The organism is Limnohabitans sp. MMS-10A-192, assembly GCF_003063335.1.
Lineage (GTDB): Bacteria > Pseudomonadota > Gammaproteobacteria > Burkholderiales > Burkholderiaceae_C > Limnohabitans_A.
Window position 1 is genome coordinate 35,830 of the sequence record NZ_NERX01000008.1, and the last position, 22,075, is coordinate 57,904.

2 protein-coding genes are annotated in these 22,075 nt (G+C 63.4%); both read left to right on the top strand.

Annotated features, from left to right (window positions below):
• Window positions 1-188: 188 nt before the first annotated feature.
• Window positions 189-1,229 (top strand): OmpA family protein, encoded by a 1,041-nt coding sequence (locus B9Z43_RS14880; protein ID WP_158270127.1) that lies wholly within the window; start codon window positions 189-191, stop codon window positions 1,227-1,229.
• 94 nt (window positions 1,230-1,323) lie between these two features.
• The gene (locus B9Z43_RS14885; protein WP_108326742.1) at window positions 1,324-21,429 is read left to right on the top strand and encodes an S-layer family protein; all 20,106 of its coding nucleotides are present in this window, start codon (window positions 1,324-1,326) and stop codon (window positions 21,427-21,429) included.
• Window positions 21,430-22,075: the final 646 nt, after the last annotated feature.

A 22,075-nucleotide genomic window follows, 5' to 3' on the forward strand; every position in this document is an offset into this window, starting at 1 on the left:
AATTATTATTTTTGCAACATGAAGACCATTTAAACGCGCATCTGATGGCGTTTTTGATGTACGCCAATTGGCGTATTTAAATTTCATATTTTTCCTGGATACTTTTGTCATAAATGCCAATTGGCACAAATACGACAAAAGTGACGTTACCGCGCGTGCCCTTGCACACGCGCAACTCAAGGAAATTTATGACATCCACGACATTTCTGCGCCGCTCGGACCCACAAACGAGCCTCGCTGCCTTTGGATCCCGCTTGGCTGGCGCTTCTTCTTTGAGTGCTTCTTCTATCGCTTTTGTCGCGTCCTCATGCGCGCGAGGCCTGCTCGCCCCCTTGCTGCTGTGCCTGTCCTTCGGTGCATTGGCTCAGAACTACTACACCGCCCCGGGCAGCCCCATCCGCACCTTTGGCCAGCGCTACGCCCAAGCCGCCCAAGTGGTCGACAGCCAGTCGCGCATGGTCTTCTACCGCACCCGCCAGTCCTCTTCTGTGCCCGGCGCTGCCAGCATCTACGTCAACGGCGCCTACCACGCCTCCATCATCCCCGGTGGCTACAGCGAGCTGTGCATGCCCCCGGGCAGCATTGAGCTGGGCCTCAAATCGGTGGAAGTCGGTCGCAACGTCAAAGACAACCTGGACACCATCACGGTGATGCGAAGCGCCTCCGCTCAGACCCAATTTTTCAGGGTGCAAGACACGGGCCGTGGCCGCCAGGTACTGCAGCCCGTGCAAGCGGCCGAGGCCCTGCGCGAGATCGACGGCGCACGCGAGCAAACCCACACCATCTCGCGCGTGACTGGCGCTGTCGAGTGCAGCATCAACCGCAACCCTGCCCCCGCACCGCAAACCATCACCTTGGCAGCCGACGCCTTGTTTGCCTTTGGCCGCTCGGACCTGGGCGCCATGTCGCCCACAGGCCGCGCCTCGCTCGACGCGCTGGTGGCCCGCCTGCGCAGCGAATACATCCAGCTGGACCGCATGCACATCATCGGCCACGCCGACCCGCTCGGTCAGCCCGGCCCCAACGAGCGCCTGTCCATGGACCGGGCCAATACCGTGCAGCAATACCTGGCCCAAGCGGGCCTGGGCAGCGTGCGCATGAGCAGCGAAGGCCGTGGTGACCGCGAGCCCGTGGCCACCCAGTGCGGTCGTGTGGCCACACCGCAGGCCATCGCCTGCCACGCGCCCAACCGCCGCGTGGTGATTGACATCGCAGGCGCGCGTCGCTGATCACAGCTGACCTCAGCTGAGCACCGCTCACAGACCTCACACCTACCGAACACATCAGCCGCCAGCGGCACCAAGCATTCAGGGAAGCACCACCATGGCCCAGCAATTCAAAGTCCTCGTCAACGCCGGTAAAGATGAAGCCGCGCAAACCCTCTTGGCAGAACAGGGCGCAGGCCAGCGTGGCCGCCCGCTGATCATCAAGGCCAAAGCGGGCGCCAAGTACCAACTGGTCGAGCAAGGCAAGGGCAGGGGCAATGACTTGGCCCCTGACAACATCAAGGCCAAGCGCGTGGGCAAGCACCTGCACCTGATGTTTGAGACCGACACGGTGGCCGACGTCATCATCGAGGACTACTACGACGTCATGCCCGAGGGCTACAACGGCGTGATCGGTAAGGCAGAAAACGGCAGCTACTACGAGTACCTGACCGAAGACCCAACAGACCCCGGCCTGATCCCCCAACTCAAGGACAACGTCACAGCCGTCACGCAGGCGCTGGGCGGCGCTGAAGTGTCCCCTGCAGGCGCTGCGATTGCTGTGGCCGCGTTCCCGCTCTTGGGCGCTTTGGGCTTGCTGGGCGGCGCAGCTGCTGTGGCCGCTGCGGCCAAGAACAACGACACCACCACGACCACCACCACCGGCAAGCTCGATGCCACCGCCCCCAACGACAGCGGCGTTCTGGGCGACAACATCACCAACGACGCCACGCCAACGCTCAGCGGCACCGTGCCCGCAGGCTCGACCGCCACCGTGACCATCAACGGCCAGACTTATCCCGTCACGGTCAACGCCGACGGCACCTGGAAGTTCACACAGCCGAACAACCTGCCCGACGGCACGTACACCCCGGTGCTCAATGTCACGACCAACGGCGTGACCACGACCACCAACCTCACACCGTTCACGGTGGACACCTTCACCCGTGTGGATATCGGCAGCGCCGGCCAGGTCGGGACCCTCAACCCCATCAGTGGCACTGCAGAGCCCGGTGACACCATTGTGGTCAAAGACGTCAATGGCCAGGTGATTGGCACCGCCACCGCCAACAGCGCGGGCAACTGGAGCTTCACCCCCAGCGCTCCACTGCCTGCAGGTGCCATCACGGCCACAGCCACCGATGCGGCAGGCAACACCGCCACCGGCACGGGCAACCCTGTCAACGCCAACAGCAGCCTCAAGACCGCACTGACGATCGACCCGATCGCCGCAGACAACGTGCTGCTGGCCAACGAGTCGGGTGCCACCACCTACACCGTCACCGGCAAAGTCACCGGCGCCTTCGCCGCTGGCGATGTGGTCTTCCTTTCGCTCAATGGCAAGACCTACCCAGCTGTGGTCAGCGCAGACGGCACCTACAGCACCCTGGTCAGCATGGCTGACCTCAAGGCCGACCCCGACACCAAGATCGAAGGCAGCATCACGCCCACCGGTGGGGACCCCGCCACGGCTGCGCAGGACTACACGGTTGAATCGGGCAATGTGGCCACCCAAACGGCGCTGTCCATCGATCCGGTCACGGCCGACAACATCATCAACAGCGCTGAGGGCACAGGCAGCATCGCCATCACCGGCAAAGTCACCGGCAAGTTCTCTGCTGGCGACACCGTCACCCTCACGGTCAACAACAAGACCTTCACCGGTCAGGTTACAGCCGACGGCAGCTACAGCATCGCTGTGCCTGCGGCCGATCTGAAGGCAGACGCAGACACCCGCGTGGACGGCACCGTCACCGGCACGGGCGGCACGCTGGCCAAGGCCATCCAAGACTACGGTGTGGACGCGAACGTCAACCCCGCGCCACCGGCCAGCCTGAAGACTGCGCTGACGATTGACCCGATTGCCGCAGACAACGTGCTGCTGGCCAACGAGTCGGGTGCCACCACCTACACCGTCACCGGCAAAGTCACCGGCGCCTTCGCCGCTGGCGATGTGGTCTTCCTTTCGCTCAATGGCAAAACCTACCCAGCGGTGGTCAGCGCAGACGGCACCTACAGCACCCTGGTCAGCATGGCTGACCTCAAGGCCGACCCCGACACCAAGATCGAAGGCAGCATCACCCCAACTGGCGGCGACCCCGCTACGGCAGCGCAGGACTACACCGTCGAATCTGGCAACGTGGCCACCCAAACGGCGCTGTCCATCGACCCGGTCACGGCCGACAACATCATGGGCAGCACCGAGTCCACCGGCAACATCGCCTTGACCGGCAAGGTCACCGGCAAGTTCTCTGCAGGCGATGTGGTCAAGCTCACGGTGGCTGGCGTCACCTACAGCGGCACAGCCGCCGCCGACGGCAGCTACAGCATCCCCGTGCCCGCAGCGAGTTTGCTGGCCGACAGCGATACCCAGGTGGACGGCACTGTCACCGGCACCGGTGGCACCGTGGCCAAGGCCGTGCAGGACTACGGCGTGGACCCCAACATCAACCCCAACAACACCAGCACCGGCGCACTCACACCCACCGCACCCAACGACAGCGGTGTGGTCGGTGACAACACCACCAACGACAACACCCCGAGCTTGAGCGGCAAAGTGCCAACGGGTTCAAGCGCCACGGTCACCATCAACGGACAGACCTACCCGGTCACCGTCAACCCCGACGGCACCTGGTCCTTCACGCAACCGACCAACTTGCCTGACGGCACTTATTACCCGGTGCTCAACGTCACCACCGGCGGCGTGACCACGCCCACCAACATCACGCCCTTCACCATCGACACCACGCCCCCCACGGTGGCCGTCATCAGCAACGCGTCTGCATTGGCCACGGGCGAGACCGCCACGATCACCTTCACGCTCAGCGAAAAAAGCACCGACTTCACCGCTGACGACGTCGCCGTCACCGGCGGCACCTTGTCCAACTTCCAGCAAAGCGCCACCGACCCCAAGGTCTACACCGCCACGTTCACACCGTCCAGCACCGGCACCAGCGCCACCGTCAGCGTGGCCAGCGACAAATTCGCCGACGCCGCTGCCAACCGCAACACCGACGGCGCAGAAGCCAACAACACCGTCAGCTTCAAGACCAACGCCACCATCACCGGCGCGCTCACAGCCATCGCCCCCAACGACAGCGGTGTGGTGGGTGACAACACCACCAACGACACCACGCCCACCCTGAACGGCAAAGTGCCCAGCGGCTCCACCGCCACCGTCACCATCAACGGCCAGACTTACCCCGTGACCGTCAACCCCGATGGCACTTGGTCATTCACCAACCCGACCAACTTGCCCGACGGCACCTACACGCCGCAGCTGAACGTCACCACCAACGGCGTGACCACCACCACGCCCATCACGCCGTTCACCATCGACACCACACCGCCCACGGTCATCGTCACCAGCGGCAGCAGCAGTCTGGCCAGCGGCCAAACCGCCAACATCACCTTCACCCTCAGTGAAGTCGTCAGCGACTTCAGCAACGGAGACATCACCGTTGCCGGTGGCACCCTGAGCAACCTGGTGCAAAGCGCCACCGACCCCAAGGTCTACACCGCCGTCTTCACGCCAACAGGCACCAGCGCGAACGCTCTGGCCACCATCGGTGTGGCCAGTGACAAGTTTTCTGATGCGGCAGCCAACTTCAACAAAGACACGCTCATCAGCCCGGCACCTGCAGGCGCCACTTACGAGGCCAACAACAGCGTCACGCTGACCACCAACGCCACAGTCAGCGGCCAGCTCTCAGCGGCCAGCGACAACAGCACCGGCACGCCCAACGACCACAAAACCAACGACGCCACCCCCGAGCTGACCGGCAAAGTGCCCGCAGGCTCCACGGCCACCGTCACCATCAACGGCCAGACCTACCCCGTCACCGTGGCCCCTGACGGCAGCTGGACTTTCACGCAGCCGACCAACCTGCCCGACGGCACCTACACCCCGGTGCTCAACGTCACCACCAACGGCGTCACCACACCGACCAACATCACGCCGTTCACCATCGACACCACGCCACCCACCGTGGCCATCACCGGCACCACCAACACCTTGGCCGCAGGCCAAAGCACCACGCTCACCTTCACCCTGAGCGAAGCCAGCAACGACCTTACTGGCGGCGACTTCGTGGTGGCCGGCGGCACCCTCAGTGCCCTGCAGCAAAGCGCGATCGACCCCAAGGTCTACACCGCCACTTTCACGGCCACCCCTGGCACCACGACCGCCAGCACCGCCACGGTCAGCATCGCCAGCGACAAGTTCGCCGACGCCGCAGGCAACCTCAACAAAGACGGCGCCGATGCCAACAACCTGTGGACCGGCAGCATCACGCCCGTCCCAGCGCCCCAGCCCCCCGCCAGCCTGAAGACCGCGCTGACCATTGACCCCATCACCGGCGACAACGTTGTCACCTTGGCCGAATCCGGCGCCACCACCTACACCGTCACCGGCAAGGTCACAGGCACTTTTGCTGCGGGCGATCTGGTCACCTTGCGCCTGAACGACAAACCGTTCTACGCCACCGTTCTGGCCGACGGCACCTACAGCACGGTTGTGCCCATGGCCGACATCAAGGCCGACAGCGACACCAAGATCGAAGGTTCGGTCACCGGCACCGCAGGCCAATACGCCACGGCTGCGCAGGACTACACACTCGAGACCACCAACGCCGTCACCCAGACCGCGCTCGCCATCGACCCCGTCACCGCTGACAACATCATCGGCAGCAGCGAATCGACGGGCAGCATCGCCATCACCGGCCGCGTCACCGGCAAGTTCTCCGCTGGCGACGTGGTCAAGCTCACTGTGGCGGGCGTCACCTACTCGGGCACCGCCGCTGCCGACGGCAGCTACAGCATCCCCGTGCCCGCAGCCAGCTTGATCGCCGACAGCGACACTGCCGTGGACGGCACCGTCACCGGCACCGGTGGCACCGTGGCCAAGGCCGTGCAGGACTACGGCGTGGACCCCAACATCAACCCAGGACTGGTCGACAAGACCCCGCCCACCATCGTCGTGGCGCGCACCAACAGCGCCACCACCACACTCGACGCCAACGGCAAAGAAACCCTGGTCTTCACCCTCAGCGAGGCCAGCACCACCTTTGACGCCAACGACATCGTCGTCTTTGGTGGCAGCGGCACCATCACCGGCTTTGCCGCCGTGCCCACCAGCGGCACCGCATCCACCGGCTACACCCAATACACCGCTGTCTTCACGCCGACAGCAGGCACCAACGGCACCGCCAATATCGGCGTGGCCAGCGGTAAATTTGCCGACAACGCAGGCAACCTCAACCAAGACACCTACCTGAGCCCCGCACCCACAGGCGCCACCACCGAGGTCAACAACAGCGTCAGCGTCGCCTACGACACCCGCAACACCAACACCGTTGACAACGACAAACCCAACATCCAGGTCAGCATCGACAAAACCTCGCTGGCATCGGGCCAAACGGGCACCCTCAGCTTCATCCTGTCCGAGGCGTCCACCGACTTCACCCTGTCTGACATCACCGTCATCAGCGGTGGCGGCACCGTCACCAACCTGCAAGCCGTCCCCGGCAGCAACGGCACCCAATACACCGCCACCTACACCGCAGGCGCCAACGCAGGCAACGTGCTGATTGGCGTGGCCGAAACCACCTTCAGCGACGCCGCCGGCAACTTCAACGCCGACACCTACAAAGGCAGCGCCACCGGCACCACCGCCGTCTCAAGCACCACCGCTGAGACCAACAACTGGGTCCAGCTCACCACCACCGGCAGTGTGGACAGCGCACCACCGACCGTCATCGTCAGTCGCACAGGCACCGGCAACGTCGGCAGCGCAGGCGAAGCCATCGTCTTCACCTTCAGCGAAGGCGTGGCCACCAGCAGCTTCACCCTGAGCGACATCGACGCCACCAACGGCAGCATGAGCAACCTGGTCCCGGTCGAAAGCAGCAAAACCGCCACCGGCGTGTACACCCAATACACCGCCACCTACACACCCGCCACCGGCAGCGCCGGCACGGGCAGCATCGGCGTGGCCGCCGGCAAGTTTGCAGACACCGCAGGCAACAACAACCTCGACACCTACAACGCCACCGCCGACACCGTCACGGGCCACATCGTCGAAACCAACAACCAGGTCGTGCTGCCCATCGACGCCACCAACAGCGTCGACACCACACCACCCAAGATCGCCATCTCCGCGGACAAAACCACGCTGGCAGCCGGTCAAACCGCCACCATCACCTTCACCCTCAGTGAAGCCAGCACCGACTTCGTGCAAAGTGATGTCACCACCACCGGTGGCAGCCTGAGCAACTGGACCCGCGTCAACGCCACCACCTACACCGCTACCTACACTGCCACCGCAGGCGGTCAAAGCACCGGCAGCGTACACGTCGACAGCAACGCCTTCAGCGATGCCGCCGTCAACTACAACCAAGACGGCGCCGATGCCAACAACACCGTTGACTTCATCACCAACAACGGCACCGACCTGACCGCGCCCAAGATCGCCATCAGCAGCAACCAAGCCAGCCTGACCACTGGCCAGACCGCCACCATCACCTTCACCGTGAGCGAAGCGACCACCGACTTCGACAACACCGACATCGCCGTCACCGGCGGCGCGCTGGGCACACTCACCCACGTCGGCGTCAACGCCGCAGGCGAAGACATCTACACCGCCGTCTTCACACCCGCCGCCAACAGCACTACCCCCGCCACCATCGCCGTGGCCGCAGGCAAGTTCCGTGACGCCTCGGGCAACCAAAACCTGGACACCTACAACGCCACCGCCGACAACGTCACCGGTCACATCGTCGAGACCAACAACATCGTCACCCTGACGGTCAACACCAGCACCGTCGCTTCGACCCTGAACCTCACCAGCGACAAAGCCACCGCCCTCGAAGCAGGCGGCGCCTACAGCGCCACGGGCGGCGCCACCGCAGGCACCAACCCCACCATGGCAGCGGCCAGCGGCGTGCTCAGCAACGACACCGGCACCAGCCCCACCGTCACCGGCATCCAAAAAATCAGTGACAGCACAGCCAGCCCCGTCACGGCAGGCACCACCAGCGGCACCGGCACGTCCATCGTGGGCCAATACGGCACGCTCAAGATCGGCGCTGACGGCAGCTACACCTACACCGTCAACAACACCGACGCCGCCGTGCAAGCCCTGCGCACCTCGGCCAACACCGTCACCGACGTCTTCACCTACACCGCCAGCGACGCATCCGGCAACAAAACCGCCAATCTGGTCGTCACCGTGCAAGGCGCCAACGATGCGCCCACCGTTGTCATTGCAGAGGCCGACAAGACAGGCACTGTAGGCATTGCACTCACACCGTTCAGCGTCATCAACAACTTTGCCGATGTGGACAGTGGCGCCAACGGCGAAACCGCCACCTACAGCGCCGCCATCACCGGCGGCGGCACTTGGCCCAGCTGGTTGACCTTCAACCCAGCCACAGGCCTCTTCACCGGCACACCGCCCACAGCAGGCACCACCAGCGTGGACGTCACCCGCACCGACGCGCTGGGCCTGACCGCCACCGACACCTTCCTGATCACGGTCAACCCCGCGGTGGACACCACACCGCCCAAGATCGCCATCAGCAGCAACCAAGCCAGCCTGACCACTGGCCAGACCGCCACGATCACCTTCACCGTGAGCGAAGCGACCACCGACTTCGACAACACCGACATCGCCGTCACCGGCGGCGCGCTGGGCACACTCACCCACGTCGGCGTCAACGCCGCAGGCGAAGACATCTACACCGCCGTCTTCACACCCGCCGCCAACAGCACCACCCCCGCCACCATCGCCGTGGCCGCAGGCAAGTTCCGTGACGCCTCGGGCAACCAAAACCTGGACACCTACAACGCCACCGCCGACAACGTCTCGGGCCACCTGGTGGAGACCAACAACATCGTCACCTTGAGCGTCAACACCACCACTGTGGCTGCTGCACTGGTGCTGGCCAACGACAGCGCCTCCGCCCTGGAAGCCGGTGGCACTGCCAACGGCACCGTGGGCAACAACGCCAGCGGCAGCGTGCTCACCAACGATGTGGGCGCCACACCGAAGGTGACAGGTGTCCAGAAGATCACCGACACCACTGCCACAACGGTCAGTGCCAACACCACCAGCAGCACCGGCACGTCCATCACGGGCCAGTACGGCACCCTGGTCATGGGCGCAGACGGCAGCTACATCTACACCATCGACAACAACAACGCGACGGTGCAAAGCCTCAAAGGCAGCACCAACACGCTGACAGAAGTCTTCACCTACACCGCCAACGACGGCACAGGAGCCAAGACCGCCAACCTGGTGGTCACCGTGCAAGGCGCCAACGACGCCCCTGTGGCGGTGGCCGATGTGGCCAGCGCCACCGAAGCCGGTGGCGTGGCCAACGGCACACCGGGCGTCAACCCCACCGGCAATGTGCTCACCAACGACACCGACGTGGACCTGGGCGACACCAAAGCCGTCAGCGCCATCATGGCGGGCATCGCAGGTACCCCCAGCCCTGTCACGGCGGCCAACGCCGCCGCCGACACCACCGGCATCACCGGCGCGCACGGCACGCTCAAGATCGGCACCGACGGCAGCTACAGCTACACCGTCAACCAAAGCGATGCCGCCGTCGAGGCCCTGCTGCCCACCAGCACACCGCTGACCGACACCTTCACCTACACCGTCAAAGACGCGGCAGGGCTGACCAGCACCCAGACGATTGTCATCAGCATCAACGGCGCCATTGACGTGCCAGCGGTCAACAACAGCACGGCGACCATCGACATCGTCTCGGCCACCACCGACAGTGGCATCAGCAGCAGTGACTTCATCACCAACGACCAAACCCTGAGCTACGCCGGCACCGTGACCGGCTGGGTGCCCGGTCTGGGTGACCGCGTCATGCTCGAATTCACCGACCCGCTCACCGGCTCGGTCACCACCGCCTTTGCCACGCCCAACAGCACCGGCGCCTGGACCTGGACAGACGCCTCGCGCAACCCCGGCACGTACATCCTCAAAGCAACAATCGTCAGCGCCACCGGCACCACGGCCATCAACACCGCCGCGCCGGTCAACGGCACCAACGGCGGCTACGACATCCAGCCCGTGGTCATCGACACCTCGGTGGGCACACCCGCCGAGATCAACCTGGCTGTGAGCATCACCACCGATGCCAACAACAACGCGTTCGTCAACACGACCGAACTCGGCGCAGCCACCACCTTCACCAGCCGCGCCACCTTTGACCCGACGCTGGCCAAACCCGGCATGGTCATCACGCTCAGCGACGGCACGACCAGCACCCCCATCACCTTGACTGCGGCCATGGTGGCCGCGGGCTTCGTGGAGGCCACATTTGCCAAGCCGGCCGAAGGCGCCACGCAAACCGTGACCGCCAAGCTGACCGACATCGCAGGCAACGTGGGCACCGCCACAGTGAGCGACAGCGCAGCGCTGGACACCACTGCCATCACCGTGGCCGTCACCCGTGCAGGCTCGGGCACCGTCACCACCAGCGAGGTGATCACCTTCACGCTCAGCGAAGCCAGCCCCGACTTTGCAGCGGCCAATGTGGACGTGACCGGCGGCACCCTGAGCAACTGGACCAAGGTGGACGCCACCCACTACACCGCCACCTTCACACCCACCGCGGGCAGCAACGGCACCGCCACCGTGGGCGTGACGTTTGACAAGTTCAGCGACACCGCAGGCAACCTGAACAAAGACACCTACGTGTCCAGCCCTGCATCGGGCTATGTGAATGACGGCAACAACATCCAGAGCTTTGCGTTTGACACCCGTGTGAGCGCCAGCCTGGCCCTGAGCAACGACACCGCCACCGCCGTGGAAGCGGGCGGCACCGCCAACGGCACAGCAGGCACCAACCCCGCCATCGCGGCCACCAGCGGCGTGCTGGGCAATGACACGGGTGCCACACCCACTGTGACCGGCATCCAGAAAATCAGCGACACCACCGCCACGGCGGTCACAGCGGGCAGCACCGGCGGCACGGGTGGTACATCCATCGCCGGCCAATACGGCACCTTGGTCATGGGCGCCGACGGCAGCTACGTCTACACCGTCAACAACGACAACGCCACCGTGCAGGCCTTGCGCACCACGGCCAACACGCTGACCGACGTGTTCACCTACACCGCTGCCGATGCATCGGGCACCAAGACGGCCAACCTGGTCGTGACCGTGCAGGGCGCCAACGACGCGCCCACGCTCGTCATTGCAGAAGCCGACAAAACCGTCACCGCGGGCAACGCGCTCACGCCCTTCAGCATCCTGGGCAACTTTGCCGACGTGGACAGCACAGGCAACGGTGAGACGGCCACTTACACCACCTCGGCTTTGCCCAGTGGCGTGACCTTTGACGCCGCCACCGGCACCTTCAGCGGCACGCCCACCACAGCGGGCACCACCGGCATCACCGTCACCCGCACCGATGCCGCAGGCCTGACCGCAACCGACACCTTTGACATCATCGTCAACCCCGTGGTGGACGCCACACCGCCCACAATTGCCATCAACAGCAACCAAGCCAGCCTGACCACCGGCCAGACCGCCACCATCACCTTCACGGTGAGCGAGGCCACCAGCGACTTTGCATGGAACGGCAGCACGGGTGATGTTGTGGTCACAGGTGGCAACCTAAGTGCGCTCAACCATGTGGGCGTCAACGCCGCAGGCGAAGACATCTACACCGCCGTCTTCACGCCCGCCACCAACAGCACCACCCCCGCCACCATTGCCGTGGCCGCCGGCAAGTTCCACGATGGCGCCAACAACCAAAACCTGGACACCTACAACGCGAGCGCAGACAGCGTATCGGGCCATGTGGTGGAGACCAACAACATCGTCACCCTGAGCGTCAACACCGCCGTGGTGACGGCATTGAATTTGACCAACGACACCACCACCGCGCTGGAAGCGTCGGGCATCGTCAACGGCACGGCAGGCACCAACCCCACTGGCAGCGTGCTGGGCAATGACACCGGCACAAGCCCCACCGTGACCGGCATTCAACTGCTCAGCGCCAGCACCGCCACGGCCGTCAACGCGGGCACCAACAGCACCAGCGGCACACCCATCACCGGGCAGTACGGCACCCTCAAAATAGGCGCCGACGGCAGCTATGTCTACACCGTAGACAACGCCAATGCCAACGTCCAGGCCCTGCGCACCACCAGCAACACGCTGACCGAAGTTTTCACCTACACCGCCACCGACAGCTCTGGCAGCAAAACCGCCAGCTTGGCCGTGACCATTCAAGGCGCCAACGACGCCCCCACCGTGGTGGTCCAAGAAGCGGACAAAACCGCCACGGTCGGCAATGCGCTGACCCCGTTCAGCATTGCCAACAACTTTGCCGATGTGGACAGCACCGCCAACGGCGAAACCGCCACCTACACCGCCACCGTGGGCGGCACAGCACTGCCCGGCTGGCTCAGCTTCAATGCCGCCACCGGCACCTTCAGCGGCACGCCCACAGCAGCGGGCACCACCACCGTCACCGTCACGCGCACCGATGCGGGTGGCCTGTCGGTCACCGACACCTTCGACATCGTCACCACCTTGCCTGTGATCGCCACCACCGTCAGCTTCAGCAGCATGACCAAGGACAGCGGCACCACCGCCAACGCCGACTGGACCACCAACGACGCCTCGGCAGGCCGACTCGTCTCGGGCGACATCAGCGCCCCACTGGCCACCGGCGAAGTCGTCAAGGTGTATGCCAACGGCGTGCTCGTCGGCAACGCCGTCGTCAACGGCACCAAGTGGGAAATCACCGACCTGGGTGGCTACAGCGCCAACTGGACCTACACCGCCCAAGTGGTCGGTGCAGCCAGCAACACCGGCCCCATGTCGGCCAACCGATTGGTGACGCTGAGTGCCGCTGACGATGCAACGGCCACCGTGAGTGGCACCGGCAGCACAGAAGCCATGACTTACACATCAGGCGTTCTGGATGCCTTGGCCGGTGATGACACCATCACGGCATCCAGCGCTGGCTTGCAAGCCATCTTGGCCGCAGGCGGCATGATCAAAGGCGGCGCTGGCTTGGATACCTTGGAATTGGCCGCAGGCACCACGCTCAACCTGGGCACGCTGACCACCAACCAAACGGTGCGCTCGATCGAGCAGGTCGAAGTCATCACCATGCAGGGCAACAACTCGATCCTGTCGATGACGGCCAACGACGTGCTGTCTCTGGGGGCCACCAACACCGGTTCGTCCAGTGCCAGCAACACCAGCACCATGGCGCCTTACAGCTTTGCGGCCACCACGCAAACCGCCATCGGCAGCGGCGCCACAGCAGTCACGCCCACAGGCACCACCAGCAGCGCGGACAAGGTGCAGATGGTCATCCACGGCGCATCGGGCGACACCCTCAACCTGAACAAACTGGCCGTTGACGGCGTGACCACCGCAGGCGCGCAAGGCAACACCGGTCTGGAAGGCTTCTGGGACTACAAAGGCCAAGTCACCATCAACAGCGTGGTCTACAAGGTCTACAACCACAGCACCACCCAAGCACAGGTGCTGGTCGATGTGGACGTGACCATGAACATCGACCCGCCAGCCGCCTTGGCCCTGGCCCTGAGCAACGACATCGCCAATGCCATTGAAGCCGGAGGCACGGTCAACGCCACCGCGGGCACCAACCCGTCGGGCAACGTGCTCGGCAACGACCAGGGCGCATCGCCCACGGTCACGGCCGTGCAATTGATCAGCAACGCCAGCGCCACCGCCGTGACGGCAAGCACCACCAGCAGCACGGGCACCACCATCACCGGCCAGTACGGCACTTTGCGCATGGGCGCAGACGGCAGCTACAGCTACGCGGTTGACAACGCCAACGCCACCGTGCAAGGCCTGCGCACGGCCAGCAACACCTTGTCAGAGGTGTTCACCTACACCGCCAATGACGGCACCGGCCCCAAAACAGCCAACCTGGTGGTCACCATCCAAGGCGCCAACGACGCACCCACCTTGGTGGTGGCAGAGCCCGACAAAACAGGCTTGTTGGTCGGCACCGCCATCAACAGCTTCAGCGTTGCGGGCAACTTTGCCGACGTGGACAGCACCGCCAACGGCGAGACGGCCACCTACACCGCATCGCCATTGCCAGCGGGCATCACCTTCAACGCCGCCACCGGCACCTTCAGCGGCACGCCCACCGCAGCGGGCACCACCAGCGTCACCGTCACCCGCACCGACGCTGGCGGCCTGAGCGTCAGCGACACCTTCGACATCGTGATCGCCGACGTCATCACCAAGACGGTGGCTTTCAGTTCCATGACCAAGGACTCCGGCACCGTCGTCGTCGGCGACAACGATAACTGGCTCACGTCGGATGCCAGCGCAGGCCGCTTGGTCTCGGGCACGATCAGCGCCGCCTTGGGCACCAACGAGGTGGTCAAGGTCTACGCCAACGGGACCGAAATCGGCAGCGCCCGCGTGGTGGGCCAAGCCTGGGATATCACCGACCTGAATGGCTACAACGCCAGCGCCAACTGGACTTACACAGCCAAAGTGGTCAACACCAGCACCAACAGCAGCGGCGTTCTGGCCACGCAAGTTGTCACCACCGACTTCGCCGAAGCCGCTCCGGTCATCACCGGCGTGTTCGACTCCGAAGCCGCTGGCGCAACCACCATCGCCAACAACGGCAGCACGGTCAACCCGATCCAGCAGGTCAGCGGCACCGCCTCGGCCAACGCCATGGTCTACCTGTACGACAACACCAGCACCAACTTGGTGGGCAGTGCCATGGCCGACGCCAACGGCAACTGGGAAGTCTCTGGCTTTGGCGTCTTGCCAAAGGCCAACACCTTCTCGGCCAAGCAGGTCGACGTGCATGGCAACGAAAGCAGCCTGTCCAACCTGTGGAACGTGACCACCACCGCCAGCGGTGGCTTCAACGGCAACTTCGACTCGGGTGGCAACACGGGTTTTGCCACCGACATGACCTTGTTGACCGCCGCGTCGAGCTTCAACTACGTGCGTCAGCGCTTTGGTTTTGCAGTGCTCGACAAGCCGATCGCTTACGACCTCAACAACAACCCCCAAACCGTGTTGGCCACCTTGACGCAGTCAGCCGCCACCACTTGGAATGGCACCGACACCTGGAGCCAAAAAACCTACGCCCCTGACACCAGCGTTGCCTTTGAAGAATATGAAAAGGGTTACAACACCTTCCTGAGTCTGGCCAGTGGCAAGATTTACTACGGCAGCTTTGACAGCTACGGTGGCGTGGGCCAGTTGGGTGTCCTCTGGGGCTCGCAGGTCGATGTGGTCAAGGGCCAGACCTACCAGTTCTCGTTTGACTACTGGAACACGGCTGTCGGCCAGTATTCCCCAGCACAGACCACCTTCATCCGTGCCTTGATCGATGGCCAACAGGTCATGGCCACGCAAAACAGAAGCACCGGCTCGGTCACCATCAACTACACGGCCACCAGCACCGGTCAGATCGACCTCACACTGGGGGCGATGGGTTGGGGCAGTGGCGGTGACTTTGCGCTGGACAACGTCAGCTTTGCGGCCACCACAGCCAACAACGGCAGCTTGGTGCCTGGCTCCCGCCCTGGCTTCACCGAAAGCGCAGACGGCACCAGCGCAGCCCCCATCGCCTACAACGGTGGCCCCATGGACGCATTGGGCGGCAACGACTTCCTGGGGGCGGCCGCAGGCGCCAACTTGCAGTCGCTGCTGGCCACCGGTGGCAGCTACATCGACGGCGGCGCAGGCGTGGACACCCTGGTCTTGAACGCAGGCACCACCCTCAACCTGAACGCCTTGACGGTCAACCAGACCGTGCAACCGATCCAACAGGTCGAGGTCTTCAAACTGCAAGGCACCTCCACCCTGACCTTGTCGGCCAACGACGTGCTCAGCCTGGGCGGCGCCAACGCCACCACCATGACCGGCTACAGCTTTGCCGGCAGCAGCGGCAAGGTGCAGCTGGTGGTGGACGCCACCAGCACCGACAACCTGGTGCTGACCCCACTGACCACCGACGCTGTCACCACCAACGGCATGCTGGGCAACACCGGCTTGGCCGGTACCTGGTCCGCTGCGGGCACCGCCACCATTGGCAGCACCACCTACAGCGTGTACAACCACAGCACCACCGACGCGCAAGTGCTGGTGGCCGGTGGCGCCACCGTGACCCCCAGTGCCAACGTCAACGCCACCCAATCCGTGGTCATCACCAAGGTGGAGAACACCGGTGCAGGCGCAGTGTATAGCGAAGAGTTCAATGGCGGCACCAGCACCGTGTCGGCCAACTTGCTCAACGCCACATCGCCACCGACCTACACCTCGACCACCGCGATCAACACCGCCGCCACCAAGATCACCACCGGCGCATGGGAAATCACCACCGAAGACATCTGGAACTCCTGGCAAGCCAACCAAAGCTTCGTGCCGGTCAACGAGTTGTACTTGCGCAGCGGTGCCACCGCGCCCACCAACAACACGTACAACAACGCTGTGGACAACATGCTGGGCACCGATGCCAAGCTGCAACTGGGTCTGGATGCCAACGAAGGCGGCGGCGGTAATGACTCGCGTCTGTACAACTTCACCTCCACAGCGGGTCCATTCACGTCCATCTCGATGAAGACCTTTGGTCTGAACAACAGCGCCTATGGCTCGTCACCCACGCAATGGGCTTACCCCCAGGTTGTGTTCCGCGATGCCGATGGCAATGTGGTTCACCGCGTTGACTTCCTGACGCTGAACTCCACGACCAAGCTCGACATGCTCAACGTCACCTTGCCACCAGGCATCACGGCCACATCGTTCGAGTTCCGAACGATCAACGCCGACCGCTGGTTCATCGACGATCTGAGCATGACCGCCGCCAGCAACGAGATCGTGCCGCACCTGGGCACCACGGCGGACACCACGCACAAGATCTCGGGCACCTACGCCACCACGCTCAACGCGGGCGAAGTCATCAAGATTTACGATGCCACGGGCACGGTTTATCTGGGCGATGCCATCGTCGACCCCGCCACCAAGACCTGGACATTCGAGTCACCCACGCCAGCGGCGGTAGGCACCCACCCCTACGTGGCCAAGATCGAATCGTCCGGTAGCGCTGTGGTCGCCACGTCCAACACCTACACCGTCAAAATTTTGGGTGCAGGCCAACTGGACATCGCATCCATCAGCACCGACTCGGGCACTGCGGGTGACTTCATCACCAACGACAACACCCTCGTCTACAACGGCACCTTGCCTCAGGCCTTGGCCACCGGCGAAAAAGTGTTGGTGCAGATCTATGCGGCCAATGGCACAACCCTGCTGCGCTCCAACGCAGTCAGCCCTGCAGCGGGCAGCACCACCTGGACATGGGACGACACCGCAGCCGCAGCCTTGGCCGACGGCAACTACGTCATCAAAGCCACCATCGTGGCCACCGACGGCGTCACAGCCGTCGCCTCTTACGGCGCACGCGGCACCGACACCCAGCCTATGGTCATCGACTCAGCGCCACCTGCACAGACCGTCACCTTCACCAGCATGACCAAGGACAGCGGCATCGCCGGTGCAAACGCCGACTGGACCACCGCCGACGCCAGCGCCGGTCGCTTGATCTCTGGCGCTGTGAGCGCACCTTTGGGCGCCAACGATGTGCTCAAGATCTACGCCAACGGTGTGGAAATCGGCAACGCCACCGTCAGCGGCACGCAGTGGACCATCACTGACCCTGCGGCCTACAGCGCCAACTGGACCTACACCGCCAAGGTAGTGGACGTGGCCGGCGGCATGGGCCCGCAAGCCAGCCAGGGCATCACGCTGGACAACACCGAGACCGCAGCAGTGATCAGCTCGGTGACGGAATCTGGTGTGGCCACGGCCATCACCGATGGTTCGGGTACCGTCGCATCGGCCAAAGTCATCACCACCGTGAGCGGCACAGGAACGGCGGGCGATGTGGTCTATGTGTACGACAACAGCAGCACCAACCTGATCGGCTCGGCCACCGTGGCTGCAGGCGGCGCTTGGTCCATCACCGGCCTGACCCTGGCCTCTGGTGCGCACACCTTTGCAGCGGTGCAGCGCGACGCGCTGGGCAACATCAGCCCGAACTCCAACTTGTTCAAGTTGGCGGCGGGTCAGGTCAACACGGCGGGCAACATGCTGGCCGCAGTGAGGCTGGAAGAAGAGGGCGGATGGGCCTTTTCCCAAAGCAACATGACCAATACAGCCTTGAACTTCTATCCGGGCAAAGCCGTCAACTCCGGCCCTGGTTATGAAACCTTCCGCGTCTTCTTCAAAGATGGCGGCATGTCCAGTGTGTCCATCACATTCTCTCAGTTACCCGATCTTCAATCATCGGCTGACAAAACTCAGATCAGGTTCTACGATGCCAATGGCGATCTGTTGGGGATGACGCAAAACGGCTTTTTTGCTTCGTTGTTGACGATCAACAACACATCACCGCAGGTCTACACGTTCAATTCGGGGACTTTCCTGAACGGCCAATTGGCCGCCCGCATGGAAATTTCAGCTGGCGTGTCCACGGCCTATACCATCAGCAATTTGGGCTTGACACCGGGTAACACCAACACACTGACGGCAAACACCCCACTGGGCGTGGTGGGCACGTCAGGCGTTGATGCCATGACCTACAACGGCGGCGCGATGTCGGGGCTCGGTGGCGACGATGTGATCACGGCCCAAGTGAGCACGGTGCAGGCCCAGTTGGCCGCTGGCGGCAGCATCAACGGTGGCTCGGGTGTGGACACCCTCAAGCTGCAAGCCGGCACCACGCTGGACCTGACCGCCATCACCGGCAACCAGACGGTCAAGAACATACAGGAAGTCGAAATCTTCCAGATGCAAGGCCAGTCCACATTGACGATGTCGGCCAACGATGTGCTGTCGCTGGGCGCCACCGATTTGGCGGGCTACAGCTTCAGCAGCAGCAACACAGCCAGCGCTGGCAAAGTGCAGTTTGTGGTGCAGGGCACCGCTACCGACAAGCTCAAACTGAGCCATCTGGCCAGTGACGCCTTGGGCAGCAACACCGGCACCTTGCCTGGCGAATGGCAGGACAAGGGCACCGTCACCATCGGTGGTGTGGCGTACCAAGTGTTTGACCACAGCACCACCAAGGCCCAGGTCTTGGTGGGCGGTAACACACAGACGGCCGTTTCATCCAACGGCGTAGCCATCAGCAGCATGACGCTGGACACAGGCACAGCCGGTGACTTCATCACCAGCAACGGTGCAGCAGGCCGCACCGTCACCGGTACCATTGCCACCGCCTTGTCGAGCGGCGACCGTGTGGAGGTGTATGCCGATGGCGTGCTGATCGGAAATGCCACTGTGTCAGGCACCAACTGGACCCTCACCGACACCACCGCGCACACCGCAAACTGGACCTACACAGCCAAACTGGTGACGGCCTCGGGCACCACATCGGCCACCACCAATGTGGTGTACGACGGGGTGGAAGCAGCGCCAGCCATCACAGGCGTCACCGACTCCAAAGGCAATGCTGTGGCTTCGGGAGCCTTGACGAGCGGCAACTTTTTGTCGCAAACCGCGGCATCGGATACCGCCACCAGCCCCGATTTCGCCTTTTACATTGACCATGTCGGCCCTAACGGCTTGACGAGCGACAGTAATTTGACCACCGGCCCCAAGACGGTCAACCCCATTTACGGGATTAATTTGGCTTATGGGCAAGAAGGCGGCATGTTTGATGCCCAAAACCCAACGGGTCCGGGTAGCAAGATCGAGATGGCCAGTAAAAACCTGATGACCTTGACCAAGGGGCAGGCCTACACGTTCTCCTTTGACGCCCACGCTGGAGCCCAGAACATTGACCCAACCCTTCCTACTCTTTCTTACGCCACACAGATCAAATGGGTTTTGTTGGATGCCAACGGTGTCCAACAAGCGGATGTGACCCCTTGGTATTCAGGCCCTGGCCGAATCGAAAGAAATGCCAGCGCCTATGGTGAAGCCATTCGCTTGAACTCTCGCACTGACACGCAGGCTTATGGGGATGCGTTCGTGAATTACCAAACGAATTTCCTCAGCGACTTGCCCACAGGTCAGTACCGTCTGGCGCTGGCGTATGAAGGGGGTGGCACGAACGTGATGATTGACCGTACTTACTTCGGTGTTGCCAAGAACCCGATCAACTCGGTTTCGGGTACCGGCACAGCGGGCTCGCTGATCCAGCTGTACGACAACGGCACCACCACCGTGGTCGGCTCGACCACCGTGGCGGCCGATGGCACCTGGACGGTCAACGGCCTGAACCTGGCCGCAGGCACGCACAGCTTCACCGCCAAGTCCACCGACGGCGCCGGCACTGTGAGTGCGACATCTGCTGCCTTCAATGCCACCGTGACCCCGGTTGCGCTGGACCTGAACCACGACGGGCAGATCGGCTACAGCCAAATCAAGATGGACTTGAACAGCGACGGCATTCTGGACACGACCGCCTGGGTGGGCTCGAAAGACGGCTTGCTGGTGCACGACGTGTACGGCGACGGCTCGGTGCGCAGCACCAGCCAGTTCGCCTTTGCCCGCCACGCCGGCGAGACCGACTTGCAAGGCCTGGCCGCGCAGTTCGACAGCAACCACGACGGCGTGCTCGATGCCAAGGATGCGCAGTTCGGCGAGATGGCCGTCTGGCAAGACGCCAACCAAAACGGCGTGACCGATGCGGGCGAGGTCAAGCATCTGGCCGAAATGGGCATCAGCTCGATCAAGCTGAGCAGCGATGGCGTGGCGCGCACGCCTGCGACGGGCGTGACCGAGTCGGGCCACAGCAGCGCACAGCTGGCCAATGGCAGCGACATGCTGGTGGCCGATGCGGCGTTCGCCTACGAGGCCTCGCAAGCGGCTGATCTGGTGCAAGCCAACGGCGGCGTGCTGAGCTTCAAGGCGGCCGACACCGTGGTCGATCTGAGCCGCTTTGTGGCGAACAACGCCTCCGCCACAGTGACGCAAGTGGACCTGACCGGCACCGGCGACAACACGCTGCGCCTGTCGCTGACCGACGTCCTGCAACAAGCCAACGCCAACGGCCAAGCCCTGCAAGTCAAAGGCAACGCAGGCGACACGCTGGAACTGTTCACACAAGGCACAACGCCTGTGCAAACCAGCACCACCGACTACGCCGCCTTCGACCTCGACCGCAACGGCTCAGTAGACCTCCTCGTCGACCAAGCCGTGCGCGTGAGCATGAGCTAAAGAATGGACCCCGGATCGGGGCCGGGGTGACATATGTGCTTCGCAAGGGCTAAAGAGTGGACCCCGGATCGAGTCCGGGGTGACAGTTGTTGTGCGGGGTGACAACTCCCTAATGTCATCCCGTGCGCCATTAAATGTCATCCCGGGCGCCAGTAAATGTCATCCCGGGCTTGACCCGGGATCCATGACTTCGAGTGCGCTTCGCGAGGGCTAAAGAATGGACCCCGGCTCGAGTCCGGGGTGACAAATGTGCTTCGCAAGGGCTAAGAAGTGGACCCCGGCTCGGGGGCCGGGGTGACAGTTGTTGTGCGGGGTGACAACTCCCTAATGTCATCCCGTGCGCCAGTAAATGTCATCCCGGGCGCCAGTAAATGTCATCCCGGGCTTGACCCGGGATCCATGTTTTCAAGTGCGCTTCGCGAGGGCTAAAGAGTGGACCCCGGATCGAGTCCGGGGTGACAAATGTGCTTCGCAAGTGCTAAGAAGTGGACCCCGGCTCGGGGGCCGGGGTGACAGTTGTTGTGCGGGGTGACAAGCCCCAACCACTTCTCAAGCCCCCAACCACTTCTCAAGCCCCCAACCACTTCTCAAGCCCCCAACCACTTCTCAAGCCCCCAACCACTTCTCAAGCCCGTGGCCGTTACAA

What these genes read in the sequence shown, in the direction of transcription:
- B9Z43_RS14885 (WP_108326742.1), top strand. Translation starts at nt 1,324, where the DNA reads ATGGCCCAGCAATTCAAAGTCCTCGTCAACGCCGGTAAAGATGAAGCC.
- B9Z43_RS14880 (WP_158270127.1), top strand. Translation starts at nt 189, where the DNA reads ATGACATCCACGACATTTCTGCGCCGCTCGGACCCACAAACGAGCCTC.